The sequence below is a fragment of the Paraburkholderia nodosa DSM 21604 genome, from assembly GCF_000519185.1.
Classification (GTDB): domain Bacteria; phylum Pseudomonadota; class Gammaproteobacteria; order Burkholderiales; family Burkholderiaceae; genus Paraburkholderia; species Paraburkholderia nodosa.
In genome coordinates this window covers 1-21,974 of the sequence record NZ_JAFA01000070.1, presented here as the reverse complement: position 1 = coordinate 21,974, position 21,974 = coordinate 1, and the positions used below count along the sequence as shown (strand labels likewise).

Here is a 21,974-nt window from a genome sequence, read left to right as displayed (position 1 = left end):
CCCGCCGCTCGCCGCCGCGCTGCTGCGCGGGCAACCGGCGGCAACCGCCGCGTCGCGGCTCTCGGCGCTGTTCGCGCTGTGCGGACTCGCGCACCGGCTCTGCGCGGAACTTGCCGTCGGCGCGGCGGGCGGCTCAGGGGTGCACGAGCGGGAGGATGCCGTCAAAGCGGTTCATACTTCGATGCTTACGCGCGAAACGCTCGCCGTGCAGCTGCGCTGCATCTGGACCGACTGGCCCGTGAGGCTTGCCGCCGCCGCGCCGCATAGGCTGCCCGATGTCGAAGCGGCAGGCTCGCCCGACTGGGTGGAGCGGCATGTTCTCGGCATGCCTGCGTGCAAATGGCTCGCACACTGGGCGGACGATCCGCGTGGCTGCCTGAGCGCCTGGAGCGCGCGGGCCAAGACGTTCCCGGCCCGGTTGCTGGCAGACTGCCGCCCATACGCCGATACGACCCGTGCCACGCCGCGGCCACTCGTGATCGACGAAGCGCGGTTGAGCGAACTGGCCACAGCGATTGCCGGGAGTCCGGCTTTCGCGCACGCTCCCCTGCAACGCGGCCTGCCCGCGGAGACCGGCGTGTGGACGCGTAGCGACGATCCGTGCGCGCTGGACTACGATACGCCCTGGCTGCGGCTTGGCGCGCGCGTCGCGGACGTGGTGCGGCTGGCGGCGGCCGACGGCGCACGTGCGCTGCGCTTTGGCGCGCTGACGTGCGCACCCGGCGAGGCGCTCGGCTGGTGCGAGATGGCGCGCGGCGTGCTGGTCCATTGGGTGCGACTCGCGCCGGACGATACGGCACGCATCGAGGACTACCGCGTGGTCGCGCCGACCGAGTGGAATTTCCACCGCCAGGGCACGCTCGCGCAAGCCTTGTCGCGGCTCGACCCCGCGCCCGGCGATGGAGCGTTCGCCGCGCGCGCAGGCGTGTGGATGGGCGCGTTCGATCCGTGTATCGCCTATGCGCTCGACCGGGCGGAACCCACGATATGCATGAAGTAAGCCTGGCCGGCGGCGTCCTGGCATCGGTCGAAGCGGCCGCCAAGCGCGAGCGCTTTGTCCGCGTGAAGGTGCTGAGGCTCGAAGTCGGGCGACTCGCGGGCGTCGAGGTCGAGGCGCTGCGCTTCGCCCTCGAAGCAATCGCCACCGACACTTGCCTCGCCGGCGCGCGCGTCGAGATCGAGGAACCATCGGGCAGCGCGTGGTGCATGACCTGCAACGCGACCGTGCCGCTGGCCGCGCGCGGCGACCCCTGCGCACACTGCGGCGGCTACTGGCTCCAGCCGAACGGCGGCACGGAGCTGCGCATCGTCGACCTGACCGTCGACGATGCCTGACCATCATCGGATTAGCGCAAGGAGAAGCAACATGTGCGTGGTATGCGGGTGCGACAGCACCGGCGATCGGCAAAACGCCGCGCAGGCGCACGGCCACTCCGGCTCTCATTCCCACGCCCACCCGGGCGCATCGGGCCAGGACGTGCACTACGGCCTCGGGCCAGCGGGCGTGACGGTGCCCGGCCTCGACCAGGGGCGCACCATCAAGCTCGAGCAGGACGTGCTGGGCGAGAACAATCGCCATGCCGCCGCCAACCGGCGGCACTTCGCGGCACACGACGTGCGTGCGCTGAATCTCGTGTCGAGCCCGGGCTCGGGGAAAACGACGCTGCTGTGCGCGTCGATCGCCGCGCTGCGCGAGCGGATGCCGGGCCTGCCCGTCGGCGTGATCGAGGGCGACCAGCGGACGGCGAACGACGCCGAGCGCATTCGCGCGGCCGGTGCGCCCGCGATCCAGGTGAACACGGGCAAGGGCTGCCATCTCGACGCGGCGATGGTCACGACGGCCTTCGGGCGGCTGCCGCTGCACGACCATGCTCACGAGCACGAGCACGAGCACGAGCACGAGCACGAGCACGAGCACGAGCACGAGCACGAGCACGAGCACGAGCACGAGCACGAGCACGAGCATGGCCATCACCATGGCCACAAGCACGAGCATGAACACGCGCCCCTCGCGTCCAACGCACCGCGCAGCGTGCTGTTCATCGAGAACGTCGGCAATCTCGTCTGCCCCGCGCGGTGGGATCTCGGCGAGGAGGCGAAGGTCGCGATCCTCTCGGTGACGGAGGGCGAGGACAAGCCGCTTAAGTATCCCGACATGTTCGCAGCCGCGCGCCTCATGATCGTCAACAAGATTGACCTGCTCCCTTATGTGCAGTTCGACGTCGAGCAGTGCATCGCGTATGCGCGCCGCGTGAATCCGTCGCTCGACGTGATCCGGCTCTCGGCCACGACCGGCGAAGGCCTCGATGCGTGGCTCGACTGGATCGCGCGTGCGCGCGACCCGATTGCCGAGCGCATCGGCGTGCTGGAGAGCGAGCTTGCGGCGTTGCGCGCGCAGCAGCGGCGCGCCGGAGACGCCGTATGACGGCGCATGTGCAGCACCTGCCGCATGCCCTTGGCGATCAGACGGTGCTCGCCACCGGCGCGTGGCTGAAGAACGCCGCGTGCGTGTGCATCGGCGGCGAGGTGCACTGGTCGCCGCTGCACGGCGATCTCGACGACCCGGCGCACTGCGTTGCGCTCGATACGTCGGTGGCCGCGCTCGTCGAGGCCGCCGCGCGCGCGGGGCGGCCCGTGTGCGCGATCGCGCACGATCTGCATCCCGACTTCTACAGCACGCGCGTCGCGCTCGAATGGGGTGAGCGGCTCGGCGTACCGACCGTCGCCGTTCAGCATCATCACGCGCACATCGGCGCGGTTGCGGCCGAGCACGGGTTGAGCGAGCACGTTGTCGGCCTCGCGCTCGACGGCGTGGGTCTCGGCACGGACGGCGCCGCTTGGGGCGGCGAACTGCTGGAAGTGGCGCCCGCCGGCTGGCGGCGCCTGGGCAGTCTCACGCCGCTCGCGCTGCCCGGCGGCGACGTCGCGGCGCGCGAGCCTTGGCGCATGGCCGCCGCCGCCCTGCACGCGCTCGGGCGCAGCGACGAAATCGAGCCGCGCCTCGCGGCCGCCGTGGGCGATAGCGCCGCGCGCACGGTCGGCGTCATGCTCGCGCGCAGCCTCAATTGCCCGCCGAGCACCGGCGCGGGACGGTGGTTCGACGCTGCGGCGGGACTGCTCGGCGTGAGCCTGCGCCAGCGCGCCGAAGCCGAGGCGGCCATCGCGCTCGAAAGGCTCGCGAGCGGCTACCTCGACGCGCACGAGGCCCCCGATGTGGCGGACCTGTGGCAAGTCACGGACAACGGCGAGCTTGACCTTCGTCTGCTCCTCGCCGAGTTGCTGACGCTCGCGGACGCGGGCGAAGCCGCGCGCGGCGCCGCCGTCTTTCATCTCGCACTGGCTGCGGCGCTCGCCCACTGGGCCGCGCTCGCCGCGCAAGGTCGCTCCGTGCTCCTTGGCGGCGGTTGCTTCGCAAACCGGCTGCTCACCGCGCAACTGCGCGCGTCTCTCGCGACGCGCGGGGTGCGCACCCTCATGGCCGGCACCGTACCCTGTGGCGACGCCGGCCTCGCGCTTGGTCAAGCCTGGGTTGCCGCATACGATCCGCAGTTAGGCGCGATGTTCGCGACTGCGCCAGGAATCAGGAGTTAGCCCATGTGTTTAGCCATTCCCGCACGGCTCATCGAATGGTCTGACGCCGAAACGGGCGTCGTCGATCTCGGGGGCGTGCGCAAGACGGTCTCGCTCGCGCTCGTGCCAGACGCGTGCCCGGGCGATTACGTGATCGTGCATGTCGGCTTCGCGCTGGGCGTGATCGACCCGGAAGAGGCCGAGCGCACGCTCGCGCTGTTCGGCGAAGTCGCCCAGTCGCTTGGCGAGGCGCATGATGCGCCCATCGCGCAACCCGGAGCCGCGCAATGAAATACGTCGACGAATTCCGCGACGGCGAACTCGCCGCGCGCATTGCCGGGCGCATCCAGGCGCAGACGCAGACCGAGCGCCGCTACCACTTCATGGAGTTCTGCGGCGGTCACACGCACGCGATTTCCCGCTACGGCGTGGCCGATCTCCTGCCTGAAAACGTGCGGATGATCCACGGTCCCGGCTGCCCGGTTTGCGTGCTGCCGATCGGGCGCATCGATCTGGCGATTCGCCTCGCGCTCGAACGCGGCGTGATCCTCTGCACCTATGGCGACACGATGCGCGTGCCGGCCTCGGACGGCCTGTCGCTCCAGCGGGCCAAGGCGCGCGGCGCGGACATCCGCATGGTGTATTCGCCGCGCGACGCGCTGCGCATCGCGCGCGAGTATCCCGAGCGTGAGGTGGTCTTTTTCGCAATCGGCTTCGAGACAACCACGCCGCCCACCGCGCTCGTCGTGCGCGAGGCGGCGGCCAGCGGCACGGAGAACTTCAGCGTGCTGTGCTGCCACGTGCTCACACCCGCCGCCATCACTCAGCTGCTCGCCGCACCGTCCGTCGACGCGGACGCGGCGCCGCTCGACGGCTTCGTTGGCCCCGCGCACGTGAGCATCGTGATCGGCTCCGCGCCTTACGAGGCCTTCGCGCAGGGGTATCGCAAGCCGGTCGTGATCGCCGGGTTCGAGCCGCTCGACGTGTTGCAGGCGATCCTCATGCTCGTGCGCCAGGTCAACGACGGCCGCGCCGAGGTGGAGAACGAATTCGCACGCGCCGTCACGCGCGCGGGCAATGCGGCCGCGCAGGCGCTCATGCAGGACGTGTTCGAAACGCGCGAGTCGTTCGAGTGGCGTGGCCTGGGCGAGGTCCCGGCGAGCGCGCTGCGCATTCGCCCGAAGTACGCGCGCTACGACGCGGAAAGCCGCTACGAACTCGTCTACCGGCCCGTCGCCGATCATAGCAAGTGCGAGTGCGGGGCGATCCTTCGCGGTCTCAAGCACCCGCGCGACTGCACGCTGTTCGGCACGGTCTGCACGCCCGAGAATCCGATGGGCTCGTGCATGGTGTCGAGCGAAGGCGCGTGCGCCGCGCATTACTCTTATGGTCGTTTCAAGGATATTCCGGTCGTCGCAGCATGAGCCCAGCCCACCCATCTCCGGTCAAGCCCGCCTTCGTGCGGCCCCTGAACTTTCGCGACGGCCGCATCGACATGGGCCACGGCGCGGGCGGCCGCGCGTCGGCGCAACTGATCCGCGAGCTGTTCGTCGCGGCCTTCGACAACGAATGGCTGCGCCAGGGCAACGACCAGGCCGCGTTCGCGCCGCTTGCGCCAGGCCCAGGCGAGCGCATGGTGATGGCCACCGACGCGCACGTCGTCTCGCCACTGTTCTTTCCAGGTGGCGACATCGGCAGCCTCGCCGTGCACGGCACCGTCAACGACGTCGCGATGGCGGGCGCGCGGCCTTCGTATCTCAGCGCGAGCTTCATCCTGGAGGAGGGCTTCCCGCTGGCGGATCTGCGCCGCATCGTCGAGTCGATGGCGTTGGCGTCGCACGCGTGCGGCGTGCCGATCGTGACGGGCGACACCAAGGTCGTCGAGCGCGGCAAGGGCGACGGTGTGTTCATCACCACGAACGGCATCGGCGTCGTGCCCGCGGGCATTCATATCGACGGCTCGCAGGCGCGGCCCGGCGATGTCGTGCTGCTCTCGGGCACGATCGGCGAACATGGCGTGGCGATCATGTCGCAGCGCGAGGGCTTGGGCTTCGAAACGCAGATCCGCTCGGACAGCGCCGCGCTGCACACGCTCGTGGCGGACATGCTTGCCGTCACGCCTGGCGTGCGCGTGCTGCGCGACCCCACGCGCGGCGGGCTTGCCACGACCCTCAACGAGATCGCCGGCCAGTCGGGCGTCGGGATGCGCATTCAGGAGCGCGCGATTCCCGTGCTGCCGCAAGTCGATGCGGCGTGTGAGCTGCTGGGCCTCGATCCGCTCTATGTCGCCAACGAAGGCAAGTTGGTCGCGATCTGCGCAAGCGGCGACGCGCCGCAACTGCTCGCGGCGATGCGCGCGCATCCGTTGGGCGCGGCGGCGGCGCGCATCGGCGAAGTGGTCGAGGACGCGCATGGCTTCGTGCAGATCGAGACGAAATTCGGCGGCCGGCGCATTGCCGACTGGCTTTCGGGCGAGCAACTGCCGCGGATCTGCTGATCCGCTTGCGCCGATGGCTCAGATGGGTATCGGGAGACTCAAGGTACGATGGCGGACCTCCAGCCCTCCTGTCACGTTGCGCTCGCGGGGAGCCCTGAACGACGGGTTCCCCACGGCTTCGATCAAGCAATGAGTTCCGCCAGTCCCCGCCAGTCCCGCTTCGCTCCCGCTGCGCCAGGCCGCCACCGTGCTCGTGGTCGACGACGAGCCGCGCTTGCAGGAGACGACCCGGTGCGTGCTGGACGACGAGTTCGAGGTGCTGACGGCAGGCTCCGCCGACGAGGCGCGCGCAGTCCTCCAGGAACGCGCGGTCTCCGTAATCCTGTGTGAGGTGCGCGAGACCTGGCCCGACGTCGTGCGCATCACCGTCTCGGGCTACACCGATTCGGAAGACATCGTCGCGGGCATCAATCGCGCGGGCATCCATCCACTAGTTCATCCTCAAGCCCTGGTTGCCTGATCACCTGATCGAAACCGTGCGCCAGGCCGCCGAGGCGCAGTCGCTCCAGCACGACATGTGCCGCCTCGATCTCGAACTGCGCGGCAGCGTTTCGCTCTTGCGGCGGCGCCGCCACGAAAAGCTCGCGCGCGTGCAAAGCGAGTTCGGCTTCGATTCGATCGTGCGCTCGCCGGGCAGCCCGCTCGACCCGGTCTGCTCGCTCGCCGCGAAGCTCGTGCGCTACGACCTGTCGCTTCTCATTCTCGGCGAATCGGGCACCGGCAAGGAACTGCTCGCGCGCGCGATCCATTACGCGAGCCCGCGCGCGGCGGGGCCCTTCGTGGTCGAGAACTGCGCCGCCGTGGCCGTCACGCTGCTCGAATCGGAACTGTTCGGCCACAAGCGCGGCGCCTTCACGGGCGCGTTCCAGGATCACACGGGCCTTTTCCAGTAGGCCAACGGCGGCACGATTTTCCTCGACGAGATCGGCGACATGTCGCTCTCGTTCCAAGTCAAGCTGCTGCGCGTGCTCCAGGAAGGCGAGGTGCGCCCCGTCGGCTCGACGCGCGCCGTGCCCGTGCCCGTGGACGTGCGCGTGATCGCCGCCACGCATCGCGACCTCGAACGCGAGGTCGAGGCGGGGCGTTTTCGCGAGCACCTGTACTATCGGATCGCGATCGCGACGCTCTCGATGCCGCCGCTGCGCGAGCGCGGCGGCGATCTGGTGCCGATCGCGCAGAAGCTGCTTCAGGACATTGCCGGCCAGGTTCCGCAGCGACGCGCACGGGCGTTCGCGGGCAACGCGCTGGCCGTGCAGCTCAGCTATCCGTGGCCGGGCAATATTCGCGAGCTACGCAACGAAACCCCCGGGCGGTGGCGCTGAGCGACGACGACCTGATCCGCGCGGACGCGTTTTCGCCGAAGGTGTTGCGCGGGCAGCCCGCCACGCCGGGCACCTCCGGATTGGTCAGGCATGCGACGACCGGCACCCTGTAAGAACGACTCGACGCGATGGCGGCCATGTTGATCAAGGAAGCGCTGTTGCGGCACCGCTGGAACAAGACGCGCGTCGCGGCCGAACTGGGTCTCTCGCGCGCCGGGCTGCGTCAGAAGATGCAGCGGTTCGGGCTGGAGGCGCGCACATGAGCAAAACTGCAACGGGTGCGGTCAACGTGCTGTGGCTCCAGTCAGGCGGCTGCGGCGGCTGCAACATGTCATTGCTGCGCGCGGATACGGTCGACTTGGCGGGTACGCTCGTGCGCTCGGGCATTCATGTGCTCTGGCATCCGTCGCTTTCGGTCGAAACGGGCGCCGAGGCGCAGACCATCCTTCAAGCGTGCCTTGACGGCGAGATCGAGTTGCACGCGCTGTGCGTCGAAGGCGCGATGCTACGCGATCCTAACGGTGCGGGGCGCTTTCACGTGCTCGCGGGCACCGGCGTGCCGATGATCGCCTGGGTCACGCGGCTTGCGCAGGCCGCGCACTTCACGATAGCGATTCGCACGTGCGCGGCGTTCGGCGGCATCAGCGCGGGTGGGGCGAATCACACCGAGGCGTGCGGCCTCCAGTTCCACCATCTCCTGCGCCTGCCACCGGCGCAGCGTTGGCGTGTCGGCCGTGGCCAGTTCGACTTCGTAGCGGTACAGCTTGCCGAGTGCCTCGGTGCCCGAAAGACGTGTGGCGATCAGCACCGGGTCAGCACCCCAGGTGGTCAGTGCATCGCCAGACACGCTCAAGGTGCGGGCCTGCAGCGGATTGAACATCCAGCCACTCCTTGTTGGTGGCATGGCGACGCCATGCGCTGGTTGAACAGCAGACACTCGTGACCCAGCACGGCGCGCCATCTCACCAGATTCCGCTATCAGGGCAGGGGAAGGACGACGGGATCGTGTTTTCAGGCAAGAGGGATCAGCGACGAAGCAGAGCGTCGAGACACTACGGTGTCACTACGGTGTGACCGTATCAAACGTATGGCGCATGCGTCCATGGATCGGGCACTGCCCTAACAATATTTGACTCTTTTGAGTGCGTTCCACTGTCACGATCTCCAAACCGCACTCGAATCGGGAAACTGTGCGGCCACAACGTGAACAAACGAGCCTTCATCACATGGCGAACGAGCACAAGGGACAGGCGGCACCCGAGGAACGTGCGGCGGCGTTAGGCGCGGACACAGAAAATCTTATCGTAGAGACACCAATGAAGGTACATGCGAATGCAGAAGCGCTGGTGGAGTGGCTGCGTGTCCGCGAACCCGCCACCGTCAGGGAGGTCGCCGCGACAGGAGTGATGACATCACGCGCAGCATCCGATGCAGTCCACTATGCCGTGCGTCACGGCGTTCTGGAGCCCCTCAAGAGGCAGGGGCCGGTTCGGCCGAAAGGGTCCGGTATCGGCTTACCGGGCATGTGCCCCCTGGCCTGAAGACAGCCCGCGCAGAGCCGAACTTTGACGGTCTGCTAGTACTACTGTGTCACAAAAGCAGTTGCGCGCTCTATTGTTGTACAGGAAGAGTGCCATCGTTGCATGAGCCTTTGTCCAAGCAGGATGCGCAACGTAGTAATGGAATCAGGAATGTGGCGTTGAGCGCGCTGGACTGCCCCGGGGGACGTAATCCGGGGGAAGGGCAGGCAGCGCGCGTTCAAGGAAGTTTTTTTTACCACGTCCATCTGATTGCATTCCGAGTCGCTGAGCCATCACAAACCCGTACGCAGCGATACTCAGTGTGGCGTGATGGTGAAAGCCACGCCAGCCTCGCCCTTCATAATGACCGAGCCCGAACTCCTGCTTCAGGTCCTGATAGTCGCGCTCGATGCGCCAGCGCATTTTGGTCACGAACACAAGCTGCTCGAGGGTCGCCTCCTCGGGGGCGGTAGTGAGAAAATATTTGAGCGGCTCCGTATCGCCATCAGGCCATTCAATAAGCAGCCATTCTTCGTCGCGAACGGTACTTCGCCAATAGTCGTGATGTGCGGGACGAACCCGCACGGCGGCAAAGCGTGAGGAAAGGGCTGCGTTGCTGCCTTCCCGCCAGGTTACGGTTTGCCAGGCGTTCATGGGTAATTGCATGGCCAGTTCCTTCACCACGAGCGGTTTATGGCCAGGCGCACGGCGCAACAATTTCGGTGGCTGACCGCGCCCACTCCAGGGTCTGGGCGGCAGCGGCGCCGTACCGGGCGCCCACACAGAGGTGCCCGGCCGGATCCCTACCGCATACAACAAACCCAGTTCAGTTATGCTTTCCCGGAAAGCGGTTTCGTCGCCGTACCCGGCATCGGCAAGCACAATGCCCGGTGCAATGCCGGATGCCATAGCCTCGCGAAGTTGGGCCAGCGCAATCTGTGGCTTGGTCTCGAAGTTGAGGTCATCAGGAATGCCCGCGCGACGCGCTCGTTCCCGGTCGTCAATCCATTCCTTGGGGACATACAGCTGCCAGGCAATCGGCAAGCTGCCGCGTTGCGTCGCGATCGACAGGCTCACGGCGATCTGGCAGTTATCCTGTTTGCCCAGTTGCCCACAGTATTGCCGCGCTACGCCGACCGAATGCTTGCCTTTCTTCGGGAAGCCCGTGTCGTCAATAATCCAGTAATAGCCAGCCTCGTCGGCAGCGTGCAGGCAGAACGCGGGCATCACCCATTCGCGTACCCGCTGCAGAACCGCCCGGTCAGACCATTCTGCCTTGGCCACAAAATGGTGGAGTGACTGGTGTTTCGCACTCGCGTGAAGGGGATCAATATGCGCAGCCATCGGCTCGACGCTCTTGCGTGACAACGGCATTACCAAGCCCGAACAGTAGCCCTTGAGGCCGGCATGGCGATCGGCGTGCCCCAACGCCTGCGCCAGATGATTCAGATACGCGTCAAATTCGTCGACGTCTTCTCTCATCACGGTCGCCCGAAGTCTGTATTATTCAATACTGCAAACATCTTTTTATGACACAGTGAGACTAGCCACCTGGGGCATCTCAAGTCATCCCCCCGGCATTCCTGCGTCCAGCTCCCGCAGGATTGAATTTGGTGACTAAGAACCCTTAACAAAATGAACGAAGGGGCTGTTAACCCTCGAAGAATGCTGTTAACCTTTTCTTTGTTTCGACGACGAAAAGGACATGGCCAAGCCGATACTCGACGACGAACTGTGGGCACTCATCGAAGTTGCTGCCCCCTCCCAAACTACGACGAACCCGTTATCCGGGGCGCAAGCCGCTCGACAACCGTGCGGTGTTCACCGGTTATCTTCGTCTTACAGACAGGCCTGCGTTGGGACCTGCTACCTCGCGAGATGGGTTGCGGCAGCGGCATGAGTTGCTGGCGTCGCCTACGTGACTGGCAAGCCGCTGGCGTCTGGGAGCAGTTGCACGAGGTGCTGCTTGCGCGATTGCGCGCAGCCGACCAAATCGACTGGCCTCGCGTCATCGTCGATTCCTCTTCAATCCGCGCTGTGGGCTCAGGTCAAAAACAGGACCGAATCCCACAGACCGCGCGCGACCCGGTTCAAAGCACCATCTCATCCCCGAAGCGCAGGGCATCCCGCTCGCGGTGATTCTGACCGGCGCCAACCGCAACGACGTCACTCGGCTTCAAGCGCTGGTCGAGGCAATTCCGCCATTCCGCGGCAAGCGTGGCAAACCACTATCAAAACCTCGGGTCGTTCAGGGCGACAGAGGCTACGACCACGACAAATATCGACGTCCACTGCATGCTGCCGACATTGCAACCGAAATCGCTCGACGTGGTCAGCCTCATGGTAGTGGGCTAGGCAAAACATGCTGGCTTGTGGAGCGGACCATCTCGTGGCTTCACAACTTCCGCCGACTGCGCATCCGCTTCGAACAGTTCGCTTTCATCCACGAGGCTTTCCTCAGAATCGCCTGCTGCATCATATGCTGGCGACACCTGCAAAAGTCATTGTGTTAACACCTCTAAAGGCGAACGTGGTCTGTCGGCTACTCTGACGAGGGTCCCGGTCGCACAAGCCCCCATTGCCAATGGCGGGACGGGAACACATGACGAAGAGATGCGAGGTGGCCTTTCGCTTTCCACAACAGCCCAACGGGGACAGGCGGGATCTCTGGCCGTTCTATCTCACACGCAGACAACGCCAGTGGCTTGCATCGGTGCGCGAGCAGTGGGGAGAAAACTGCGTCGTCCAGATTGCAAACGGCGAAGCGCGAATTATCGCCGAAAATGGCGAGCTTGCGTTTTGCAGTGCATACGTGGTGGAAAGCAAAGCAATTTCGCGAAAACCAGGCCTTGCCTCCCTCCACCGTACCGAATGGGCGCCTTGATTGCCCACAGGTTCGCTGCGACCGGGGGCAGCGCGCGGGTACGCGATTGAAGCAGGAGCGTCTGCGCGGCCGGGTTCGGGTTCGGCTCATCGGTTGCGGCCGACACTTCGATCAAGACGACTTTGCCGTTGGCCTGATACCGGAGACGTCCGCGACGGGCGACTCGCGTGCCCGGCCACGACGGCGGGCGTGCGGGGGGAGTGCCCGTGCGACCGTGTGGACATGGCCGCTTCGGGTTGTCGGTCGTGGAAGGGTGGATGTCGAATACGCGTCCACGATGCCGCAGCTATGTCGATGCGGCCGGATGGTCCGGAAGTTTCACCTTGATTGTCGTGCCGGCTCCCGGCGAACTGATAACGTTGATCTGACCGCGCAGCATCAGAACGCGTTCTTCCATGCCCGCGAGTCCGAATGAACCTTTTTTGGCCGCCTGAACATCGAATCCTCGACCGTCGTCGCGCACTTCGAGCAGGCAGCAGTCCCCTGTCCGCTCCAGCATGATGACCACATGGGGCGCCGCTGCGTGGCGGGCGACATTGGTCAGCGCTTCCTGAACGAGGCGGAACAGCACGACAGCGCAGGGCTCGCTCACGACGATATTCTCGTCGGGCAAGTGCAGGCGGCATACCGTGCGACCGTTGCGGTTGAACTCGGCCGCGAGCCACTCGAGCCCCGCTGCAATGCCGGTGTCGAGTGCCGCAGGGCGCAGCGCCGCGATGACGCCCCTGACGACCTGCATGGTTTTGTCCACCAGCGCAATCAGCGCCTGCGTCTGCTCGACCAGTTCCGGGCGATCGTTGCCCAGTTGCATACGTAATGCCGACGCCTGCAGGCGAAGCGCGGTGAGGTGCTGTCCAAGTTCGTCGTGCATTTCTCGCGCGATGTGCTTGCGCTCTTCCTCGCGAGCCATTTCGCGATGTGACGTGAGTTCCCGCAGCATCTCATAGGACTCGCGCAGGCGGCGCTCCGCCTCCTTGAGCACCGTCAGATCGATCACGAACGCGACGCCTTCCTTCCCACTGCCGTCGAATGCCGCGCGGCCGACCAGGACGGGCACACGACTGCCATCCTTCCTGAAGTATTCTTTTTCGGTCGGCTGAATGCCTCCCTGGTGCCCGATCTGCGCGAGAGCCCGTTCGCTGCTTTCGCGCCACTCCACCGGGGTCAGGTCTCGCCAGGGCAGACGACCCGAAACAAGATCCTCGCGGTCATATCCCACCATGCGCAGGAATGCCTCATTGGCCTCAAGGATGTCGCCCTCTGCGTTCCACACAATGATGCCGATGATATTGGCGTCGACAAGTCGCCGGATCCGGGCCTCGCGCTCCTTCAGGTCGCGGTACAGTCGGGTATTCTCGATCGAGGTTGCCGCTTGCGACGCGAGCAGCCGCAGCGCACCAATTCGCGCTGGCGAGAAGGCACGGGTGACCAAGTTGTTTTCGAGGTACAGGGCGCCGATAAGCCTGGCCTGATTCGTCAGGGGCAGACACACAATTGAGCGGGCTCGATGCTGGAGGATGTAGGCATCCGCAGCGAACGCGGACGAGCGTGTGGCATCGTCGAGAATGACGCTCTGGCCCGTTCGCAACACATGATAGAGGACCGACTCGGGGATCACGGTGGGGTTCGCGGGGTCATCGCGTAGTTGCACGCGGAGTGTGTCCCCCTCGATTTTGGCTTCCGCGGCTATCCTTTGTCCGCCCGCGTCTGGAAGAATCAGCAATCCGCGCTCGGCGCCCGCCTGTTCGATCGCAGTGCGCATGACCATATCGATCAGCTTGTCCAGGACGATCTCTCCGGAAACGGCCTGCGACACCTTGATGACAGTAGCAAGGTCGAGGTGTTCAACGGGGGTGCCGATCGTGCTGCCCGGGCCGGGCGCTCGCTCTTCGTCTCCGAAAAGCGGATACAGCGCCTCAAGTTGGCGCACCTTGCCTTCGGCACCCCAGCGTTGGTAGCCCCGGCATGCGTCCTGCAAATACACGCGGGCAATCCTGTCGAAGCCGCGCGCCGCGTAGAAGCCTGACGCGAGTTCATTGGCAAGTGCTTCGTTGTGTACGAAGCCATGTGTACGCGCCGAGCGCATGGCCTCTTCGTAGAGACGCATTGCTTCGACATCGCAGCCGTTCAGGCGAGCCAACTCGGCGCCTACCAGCGCCGCACGGTTTGCAAAATTCTCCGGACAGTTCTCAGCCCAGATCTCCAACTGCCGGAGATGTGCGGCGATCGCGTCGTGGTGCTGCTGTCGCTCCGCGGCCGGGGCACGGTCGCAATGTGCGGCCCGTGCCAGTGCACCGAAGAAATGGTATTCGCTTTCCTCCAGGTGCGATGACGAACTCCACAGTAGCTGCTGCGCCATCAACGCCGCGTTGATGGCGGCTACATGGTCGCCTGCAAGGAATCGTCCCTGCAGTTTCCGGATCCAGTACCAGCACGCGGCCGTCGCGAGCGCGGGGTTGCCGGACAAATGCTGTTCCATACGAAGTTCGTTAAATTCGTCGTAGTCGAAGTGACCGAATTTCAGCGTCGAGCCCCTGAGCATCCGGATTAGCGCGAGTTGCGTAGTGATGTTATCTACGACAAGACCGAAACGCGCCTTGCTGGCGAACGCGAGGCCCTGTTCGGCTTCGCGCTCGACCTCGATCAATGGTGCACCGGCGAAAAGCAGGTCTGATACGATATGGCAGCGCGTATAGGCGCCAGACGGGATGTCCCCGATCCGGCTCGCTGCTTCGAATGCGCGGCGCAGCACCTCGCTACTAACGCACACATGTTTTGTCCAGCGCACGACATAGAGGGCGAAGCAGAGATATGTCACCGCCTCGAAGCGTTTGAGCCCACGGCGCTCGACCAGATCGAAGCCAAGCTGGCCGAACTGGATTCCGGCGTGGTAATCGCCAAAGCGTGGTCCTGCAATCCGCGGGAACATGACATACGCAAAACACGACGCATCGCAGTTGCCATGCTCCAGGCTAAGGCTGATCACCTTGCATATGGCCAGGGAAGCCAGGTTCGCGTCAAAGAACCAGGCCGGCCTCTGGAGCTTGCTCAGCACGTTGGCGGTCGCGAGAGACGGCAGGTCCTTCATCAGAGGCAGATCGATGAGTGTCCCGATCGTCCTGCCGCCAAGCCGTGACCGGATACTTTCGTACTCCTGTTGTACGTCGCTCTCTTCCGGATGCGCTAACCAGTCGATACCAACGTGCCGGAGATGCTCGAGACAGACGTCGACTGCGCGACCACTTTGGTCGAGGGTCAGGTAGACATCCATTTGCAGACACGTGACCTGCGCCTGTTCGACCGTGGTCCTGGCACGGCTTGATAGCTCGGCTAGTCGCTCTTGCGCGACCGATAACCGGCCGGTGAGGAATTCGCATTCGGCAAGGTTCAACTGCAGTGCAAAGATCAGATCGCGCCTGCGTTCCCAACAATCGTCCCGCATGAGGTCCGCACCGGCGCTCAGATAGGTGAGCGCCGATGCGTAGGCTGTTGACGCCTTCGCCCGCTGGCCGGCGCTCAGGTTGAACCCGGCCAGCTGCTCACGCTCTTGCCGGGAGGTCACCAGCGCTGCGCCACGGTTCAGTTGTGTAACGATCTCGAAGATTGCCGCTTCACGTTTGTCAGCGGGCGTTAGCGCCGCGAGCAGCCGTCCGATACGCAGGTGGACGCCGGCGCGCGAGTGCTCCGGGATCAATGAATACGCCGCTTCCTGTACGCGGTCGTGTGCGAACCGGTAGGCAAGTTCCAGTTGCTCGACCAGCCCTTGATCGACCGCTGGCTGCAGTAGCGCCCGGACCGCCTGCCTGGAGACCCCCAAAACCTTCGGTAACATCGCGACGGGGGCGGCGTTGCCAAGGCAGGCGAGCTGTTGCAACGCGCGCTGCGTTTCGATGGGCAAGCGTGCGAGCTTCGCGACCATCAGGTCCACCACGTTGTCGGTATATCCCTTGCTGTGAATGCTGGGCAGATCCCAGCGCCAGCAGGTCGCGTCATGGTCGAAGGTGACCAGATCAACATCAGCAAGCGTGTGCACGAACTGGATCACAAAAAACGGATTGCCGGCCGTTTTCTCATGCACGAGCGCGGCAAGCGGTGCGGCGCGTTCACGCTCGCAGCAAAGTGTTTCGGCAATCAGTTGCTCCACGTGCTCGCGGGCGAGCGGCTCAAGGGCAATTTCGTCGAGCCTTGCGCCTGTGGTCCTGATGGTTTGAAGTTTGCGCATTAGTGGATGCTCAGCATCAACTTCATTTGCGCGGTAGGCGCCGATCAGCATCAGGTATTGCTGGTCTGGCCGGGTGAGGAGATCTTCCAGCAGGTCGAGCGTCGCGGCGTCGAGCCATTGCAGGTCATCGAGAAACAGGGCCAGCGGATGTTCATGTTGGGCGAAGACGCCGATGAAGCGCCGGAAAACGAGCTGGAAGCGGCGTCGCTCCTCGTGAGGTTCGAGTTCCGGGACGGGTGGCGGATCGCCGATGATGAGCTTCAGTTCCGGGATCAGTTCGGTCATAAGGCGCGCATTCGGCCCTAGTGCCCCGATCAACGTGTCGCGCCAAATTGCCAGTTCCCTGTCGTGCTTGCCAAGGAGCGGTCGCACCAGCCCCTGAAAGGCTTGCACCAGTGTCGAGTAGGGTATGTCGCGTTTGTACTGGTCGAACTTGCCCGACGCGAACAGCCCCCGCGGCGGTACAAGCACCCTGTGCAATTGGTTGACGACTGCGGACTTGCCGATGCCGGAACAGCCGGACACCAGCACCAGCCCAGGCGTGCCGCTCGTGACGACGCGCTCGAACGCAGCGACCATGGCCTCTATCGCGCGCTCGCGCCCGTAAAGCTTCTCGGGGATGCGAAGCTTGTCGGATGTGTCACGTTCACCCAGCACGAAGGCATCGATGTGGTGCTGGCGCTGCCAATCGGACAGGCAACGCCGCAGATCATGCTCGACACCGGCCGCAGTCTGATAGCGTTCCTCGGGAGTCTTGGCGAGCAGCTTCATGACAAGTTCCGAGACGACAGGCGGCACACTTGCTACCCGCGCGCCGGGCGGTACCGGGTTGCGTGCAACATGGCAATGTACCCACTCCATCGGGTCGGCCGCGGTGAACGGCAGGGTCCCTGTGAGCATCTGATAGAGCGTGACTCCGAATGCGTAGAGGTCGCTGCGCGAATCGATCGAGCGGTTCATCCGCCCAGTCTGCTCGGGCGCCATATAGGCGAGGGTACCGACGATCGTTTCTGGCGGTTCCGGCGATTGCCGTTCATACGTGCGTCGAGAGGCGCTGCCAAAGCCAGTGAGCCGCACGTGGCCGTCGACGCAGTCCACCAGAATATGCGCGGGTTTGATGTCCTTATGCACGAGGCCGTGCTGATGGACTTTACCCAGCGCCGCTGCAATGCCCACAGCGAGGGACAACACATGTCCCACCTCGCGAGGTCCGCCGATTTGTCGTTCGAGCAGTTCGCCAAGCGGATCCTCGAGCACTAGTACCATACGTGCGTCATCGCGCACCAGCTTCAAAGGGCGCGCTGCCCACTGACTGTTGAGTACGTCCTTCAGCGCGAACTCGTGAGCGAGGCGTTCGAGAAGGGTGGTTGAGGGATGTTCGTCGGCGGGACGTACCACCAGCACACTGCCGGTGCTGCCGGCGGGCTGGACCCGGTAGAGCGTGAACTCACCATCCTCCCGCAGTATGCTGGCGCGATTTACGTCGGTACCGTTTAGGGAGTTCATCTGACGTAGTTTATCGACGCGCTCGTGCCCGTCAATCAAGAGAGGCAACTCATTCGTCTGCTCATACAGCGGCGGACGTGCCCTTCAAGCGCACGACACGGCAACATCTGTGGAGTCAGCAACGCGTGTAGAGCCAGGCGTTCTTCTCTACAACCTCCTGAAGTCGGCCGTGCTGGAGCCGAATCAGTACTTTCATTTATTGGCTAGCTAGCCCATGTGGCGCGGCCTTGGTCGACACAGCCGTCCCTTCCAACGGCGGAACCTGAAGGGGCTCGATGAGGGCTATCGACTACGTCGCCGCCGGCCCCGGTATCAAGTCGTTCACGTCTACGGCAATACTTTTCATTTCTTTGGGGCTGCATGGTCATTGACCGCAACGACGCAGGAAGCGCCGACTTCGTCCTCCGGGTCTTCGTCGTGGTGGTCCATTTCGGCACGGACGATATACGTAGTGTTTTTCGGCACCACGAAGGTCTCGATCTCGTCGTAGTCGATCCCAGGCTCCATCACATAGCCGCCTGAGAATCCTGACACGATGTTTCGCGCGGGATATTGCACGGGTATTTGGAAGGATCTAGATCCCGACATTGATCTGCCGATAATTTGGGCTGATGAAGCGGCGGAGTATCGTACGGGAGCGGAAATGAAGTTTCCGAGGTTTAAGGTCAGTACCGATCAGCTGAAATCGGTGCAGGGACGCGGCGACCCAAGTCGCTTGCCATTCGGACACCGCTTGCGAGTAATCGATAGGAAGACGAGCTTCTACGAGTCAAATCGCAACACGGCGCGCTTCGCAGGCATCCAAGGACAGCTCGCAGGTCTCGGTGAAGACGCCCCGTACAGATTCCTCGCCGGCGGCACGCGTACGGAGGCGACCCTTAATTCCGCAAACGGAGTGCTCAAGGGGTCGGTGTATAGCGATATCTCGATTGCAAAAGTCGTTTGGCAGCGTAGGGCCGCCGACCAGAGTGTGGCTCCCGTTGCGAGCGATGCAGGGGTCATCTAAGTGGGCGTGTGGGAGCTTCAAACGTGGTCGTATCTCCGTCGGTCAGGGATGAGGGTAAAAGAATTGTGCCGGCAGGACTTGCACTCTGACACCATCTTTGGTGCAAATTTTGGCGCTTGCGTTCCTCAGAGCCCCACGCTACAAGGCTTTGCTGACTAGCCGAAGGAGTGCAAGGTGCTGGTATTTAAGGTTTTTCGGTCAGATCGCCAGAAATTGCACCAAAAGTACGAATACCCAGCTTGCGCCGGGGTGAGGCCGTTGTTGAGCACGATGCTCGAAAAGCCAGTTCGTGTCATCGGCAGGAGTTGGTCGATTTGGACGTCGGCATCCTTTGTCCCTAATCAGACGCGTCATTCCGGAACTGGAATAGTTCGAGCCCGCTGACACGGGCTTTCAGGGATTCACCGAAGATTCGCATGCAACGAGGCGAAGGCGCGTCCGAGGTCAGACCTCGTCCTCTGCAAACACGCTGTGCTCGGCAAGCACGGTGTCCTTGTCGACGCACTGCACATGCCAGCGCCCTGCAACGACCGATCCGCTTTCGCGTTCAGTGCAGCACCAGAGTGCCTCGCCTGATTCCCCCTCGAACGGGCCAGTTTGGGCTTCCACAGCGAGACCGTCGAGGATGAACAGGGGGCGCGCATTATGCTGGTCGCACACCAGCGTGCCGCGAGCATCGACCCGCAGCTTTCCCCAGTCGGGGAATTGGAGACCGGCATGACCTTCGCGCGACCACTTGTGGGTGTCGTTGTCGAGCCAAAGGATCGCATAGGCATTCGGGTCAAGGCGGTCGAAGGTGCCGAGATGGAGCGTGATGCGCATGAATCTCTCCGGTCGTGTTCGTGGCTTCGTGACCCGCCACAGTAATCGGCGGACATATCAACTGTACGTGCAGCGGCAAGCTTGTGCATGCGTCAGGGTGTCGCTTGCTGCCGCTTTATACTTACTTGGGCGCCGGCACGGCGCTTCCACGTCTACCGATTTGAATTCGGCAGGGCTCACGATTTCGATGTACTCCATGTCTGGCGCGTGTTCGAAACGGACGGCGCCTGATGCACGCAATCGCCCGCTTCGACGAGCGTTTCCTTGTCGGCGTACACGAAGCTCGCCCCGACTTAGAGCATGCTGACGATATGAAAATCTGCTTCATGCCGGTGCCAGCCCGCACCCAACTTTGGCGCAAGATTTGCCCTACTAAGTTGCGCGACTACCTTGTGCCCCTGACGATTTACAGATCACGATAGACAAAGAAATCGCGCAGCCCACCGCGCGTGAGTGACGTGTCCTGCGGCTTGACGTGAGAAAAACCAGCGGTGAGTCCGGTTTGCATGACAGGTCTCCCGAGTGCGATGGAAGAAGGGGCACCAGGTTTGGCAAGCACGACGTGTTCCAGCATCCTGAATTTGACTTGGCACGCGGTGGTGGCTGCCCTGTTTCCCGATTTGTGACAGACCTGGATCGACGTCAAGCTATCCATCGGCCGGCTCGCATCGACGCCAGGCTTCTGGCTGACGTACACCGTTCCTGCGAGAGCCAGCCCTCGTGGCACGTTGACTCTTATGTGATACCTGATAAAAGTGCGTGAGAGTGCCCCGGTCAACGGCGGAGTATGAGCGCAGCGTCCGCCGTCCTTGCTGGTGCAGGGCGCTTCGGGCGGCATGTCGACTGCGCTCGTTCAGATGGATTGTGCTGTCGGCTTCGTGGCCACGACGCGCAATGACGAGGGTGCCGCGATCGCCGAGCGCCTCGGCGCCAACCGGATATTCCGCCACGGCGATCAGTTGCCGCGCCGCCCCGATGCTGTCGTGACAACATCGGGGCCGTGACCTGGGCGGACAGCCTGAGGGCTGTCAAACGTGGCGGCGTCGTGGTGATCAACGGGGTCACGAGCCGCCCTGCCGCGGAAACCGATCTGCTGCGCATCTTTGTCGAGCAGGTCGACATACGTGGCACGATCATGGGCACGCTCGAAGAGATCTACTGGTTGCAGGTTTTGATTTGAACGGTCATGGTGGGTTTTCTTCATATCGTACGGAATGCAAATTGATTCTACAAGGCTGAATTGAAGACCGGATTTAGATGATAAAGGGTGTGTGGGGCAAGACACACGTGAGCTGGATCACGACGCACTGCGCCGGATCTGGAAGCTGCGGCGACGCGGTTCGATTAGCTGCGACAGTAGTGCCGCAGGTTGATCATCGTGTAGGCGAGTGTCTTGAACGCGTAGTGAAGAGGGCTGAGACGTTCGAAGCGCAACAGCAGGCGGCGAAACTTGAAAATCATCTAGCGGGCCTCCCACCGCCGCCCTTTCGGGCGGCGGGGTTAAAGTGAGTTTGCCAACCGCTTTAACCGCAAGGAGGCGCATCATGAACTATAGCGGCATTGATCTGCATTCGAACAACAGCGTGGTCACCGTGATCGATGAAACCGACCGGGTACTGGCAGAAAAACGCCTGCCCAATGAGCTGGCCAGGATCATGACGTTCCTCGAACCGTGGAAGCAGCAGCTTGCGGGCGTCGTAATCGAGTCGACCTATAACTGGTACTGGCTTGTCGATGGCCTGCAGGCAGCCGGGTTCACCGTGCATCTGGCCCACACCACGGCGATCAGACAATACGACGGTCTCAAGCACAGCGGCGACGAAACCGATGCCCGTTACCTGGCCCGGCTGCTGCGGCTGGGGATCCTGCCAACGGGCACGATCCTGCCGCCCGAAATGCGAAGCGTGCGTGATCTCGCCCGCAAACGCATGCAGTTGGTCCGCAGCCGCACCAGCCACATGCTTGCGATCGAGAACATCACGGCTCGCCATCATGGCATGCGCATCTCGAGTCCCGAGGTTCTGCGACTGACGGCCGAAACCATCGACCAGATGGGGCTGCCTGCCGAGGTCGCGCTGGCCATGCAGGCCAACCTGGCTGTCGTCACAACGCTTTGCACCCAGATCGGACTGCTGGAAAAGCGGCTTGCCGACAAGGTCAGGCCGCGACCCGAGTATGCGTTGCTCACCACCGTACCCGGCATCGGCCAGATCCTGGCAACGGTCATCCTGCTGGAAACCGGCTCCGTCGAGCGTTTCGCCAGCGTCGGCAACTTCGCCTCCTATGCGCGCTGCGTGGACAGCTGCCCCACCAGCAACGGCAAGAAAAAAGGTGAAGGCAACATCCGTAACGGCAACCGGTACCTGTCCTGGGCGTTCATGGAAGCCGCCAATTTCGCCCAACGCTATTGCACCGAGGCCCGGCGGTTTTANGAACGCAAGAAAGCCAAGACCAACCCGATCGTGGCTCGCAAGGCGCTTGCGCACAAACTGGCGCGCGCGTGCTTCCACATTCTGAAGGAGAACAAACCATTTGACGTGACGCGCTGCTTCACGTGATGCTTTCGACGGCGACCGGCAAGCCCCGTGGGAAGATTGGGTCCCAGCCCAGAAATTTGAATGGGAT

16 protein-coding genes and 3 pseudogenes are annotated in these 21,974 nt (G+C 63.7%); 14 read left to right on the top strand and 5 right to left on the bottom strand.

Features of this window, described 5'->3' with window-relative positions; all coding sequences use genetic code 11:
* The 9 genes and pseudogenes from A3CW_RS0142220 to A3CW_RS54510 all read left to right on the top strand — a co-directional run.
* Window positions 1–1,000, top strand: a 1,000-nt coding sequence (locus tag A3CW_RS0142220) for a hydrogenase maturation factor HoxV/HupK (RefSeq protein ID WP_028208901.1), incomplete at its 5' end; no start/stop codon positions are given.
* Complete coding sequence (locus tag A3CW_RS0142215; RefSeq protein ID WP_028208900.1) at window positions 988–1,335, top strand: hydrogenase maturation nickel metallochaperone HypA/HybF; 348 nt, start codon at window positions 988–990, stop codon at window positions 1,333–1,335. The genes A3CW_RS0142220 and A3CW_RS0142215, both read left to right, overlap by 13 nt.
* Before the next feature lie 31 nt (window positions 1,336–1,366).
* Window positions 1,367–2,425 (top strand): hydrogenase nickel incorporation protein HypB, encoded by a 1,059-nt coding sequence (gene hypB, locus A3CW_RS0142210; protein WP_028208899.1) that lies wholly within the window; start codon window positions 1,367–1,369, stop codon window positions 2,423–2,425.
* The gene (locus A3CW_RS0142205; RefSeq protein WP_028208898.1) at window positions 2,422–3,591 is read left to right on the top strand and encodes a Kae1-like domain-containing protein; all 1,170 of its coding nucleotides are present in this window, start codon (window positions 2,422–2,424) and stop codon (window positions 3,589–3,591) included. The genes hypB and A3CW_RS0142205 overlap by 4 nt, the downstream gene beginning before the upstream one ends.
* A 3-nt stretch (window positions 3,592–3,594) precedes the next feature.
* Complete coding sequence (locus A3CW_RS0142200; RefSeq protein WP_028208897.1) at window positions 3,595–3,861, top strand: HypC/HybG/HupF family hydrogenase formation chaperone; 267 nt, start codon at window positions 3,595–3,597, stop codon at window positions 3,859–3,861.
* The gene (gene hypD / locus A3CW_RS0142195; protein WP_028208896.1) at window positions 3,858–4,994 is read left to right on the top strand and encodes a hydrogenase formation protein HypD; all 1,137 of its coding nucleotides are present in this window, start codon (window positions 3,858–3,860) and stop codon (window positions 4,992–4,994) included. The genes A3CW_RS0142200 and hypD overlap by 4 nt, the downstream gene beginning before the upstream one ends.
* On the top strand, window positions 4,991–6,067 hold the full coding sequence (gene hypE, locus A3CW_RS0142190) for a hydrogenase expression/formation protein HypE (RefSeq protein ID WP_035515601.1): 1,077 nt from the start codon (window positions 4,991–4,993) through the stop codon (window positions 6,065–6,067). The genes hypD and hypE overlap by 4 nt, the downstream gene beginning before the upstream one ends.
* Window positions 6,068–6,254: 187 nt before the next feature.
* Window positions 6,255–7,652: pseudogene (locus A3CW_RS49520) on the top strand (sigma-54-dependent transcriptional regulator).
* Complete coding sequence (locus A3CW_RS54510) at window positions 7,649–8,332, top strand: NADH-quinone oxidoreductase subunit B family protein (protein WP_081772078.1); 684 nt, start codon at window positions 7,649–7,651, stop codon at window positions 8,330–8,332. Before A3CW_RS49520 ends, A3CW_RS54510 begins: the two are co-directional and overlap by 4 nt.
* 742 nt (window positions 8,333–9,074) lie before the next feature.
* On the opposite strand, the gene A3CW_RS0142150 is transcribed toward A3CW_RS54510, so the two are convergent.
* Complete coding sequence (locus A3CW_RS0142150; RefSeq protein WP_028208890.1) at window positions 9,075–10,391, bottom strand: IS701 family transposase; 1,317 nt, start codon at window positions 10,389–10,391, stop codon at window positions 9,075–9,077.
* A gap of 223 nt (window positions 10,392–10,614) precedes the next feature.
* Between A3CW_RS0142150 and A3CW_RS51835 the strand changes: the two are divergent.
* Both A3CW_RS51835 and A3CW_RS52895 read left to right on the top strand, forming a co-directional pair.
* Window positions 10,615–11,422 (top strand): annotated as a pseudogene (locus tag A3CW_RS51835) (IS5 family transposase).
* Between the two features lie 89 nt (window positions 11,423–11,511).
* Entirely contained in the window at window positions 11,512–11,793 is a 282-nt protein-coding gene (locus tag A3CW_RS52895) for a hypothetical protein (protein WP_154678214.1), read from the top strand.
* Between the two features lie 286 nt (window positions 11,794–12,079).
* On the opposite strand, the gene A3CW_RS0142145 is transcribed toward A3CW_RS52895, so the two are convergent.
* The 4 genes and pseudogenes from A3CW_RS0142145 to A3CW_RS49510 form a co-directional block, all read right to left on the bottom strand.
* Window positions 12,080–17,521 (bottom strand): AAA family ATPase, encoded by a 5,442-nt coding sequence (locus A3CW_RS0142145; RefSeq protein ID WP_028208889.1) that lies wholly within the window; start codon window positions 17,519–17,521, stop codon window positions 12,080–12,082.
* Window positions 17,522–17,863: 342 nt separating this feature from the next.
* Window positions 17,864–18,079 (bottom strand): hypothetical protein, encoded by a 216-nt coding sequence (locus tag A3CW_RS52890; RefSeq protein WP_154678213.1) that lies wholly within the window; start codon window positions 18,077–18,079, stop codon window positions 17,864–17,866.
* A gap of 892 nt (window positions 18,080–18,971) precedes the next feature.
* Entirely contained in the window at window positions 18,972–19,349 is a 378-nt protein-coding gene (locus A3CW_RS0142130; protein WP_028208887.1) for a DUF3564 family protein, read from the bottom strand.
* Between the two features lie 57 nt (window positions 19,350–19,406).
* Window positions 19,407–19,857 (bottom strand): annotated as a pseudogene (locus A3CW_RS49510) (cupin domain-containing protein).
* 328 nt (window positions 19,858–20,185) lie between these two features.
* On the opposite strand from A3CW_RS49510, the gene A3CW_RS53710 reads away from it, so the two are divergent.
* The 3 genes from A3CW_RS53710 (at window position 20,186) to A3CW_RS0142100 (ending at window position 21,907) form a co-directional block, all read left to right on the top strand.
* Entirely contained in the window at window positions 20,186–20,353 is a 168-nt protein-coding gene (locus A3CW_RS53710) for a hypothetical protein (protein ID WP_211254137.1), read from the top strand.
* A complete protein-coding gene (locus A3CW_RS53705; RefSeq protein WP_211254136.1) occupies window positions 20,350–20,529 on the top strand; it encodes a hypothetical protein in 180 nt (59 codons plus the stop codon). Before A3CW_RS53710 ends, A3CW_RS53705 begins: the two co-directional genes overlap by 4 nt.
* A gap of 364 nt (window positions 20,530–20,893) precedes the next feature.
* Window positions 20,894–21,907, top strand: coding sequence for an IS110 family RNA-guided transposase (locus A3CW_RS0142100; protein ID WP_028208884.1), 1,014 nt, complete (start codon window positions 20,894–20,896; stop codon window positions 21,905–21,907).
* The last annotated feature ends 67 nt before the right edge of the window (window positions 21,908–21,974 follow it).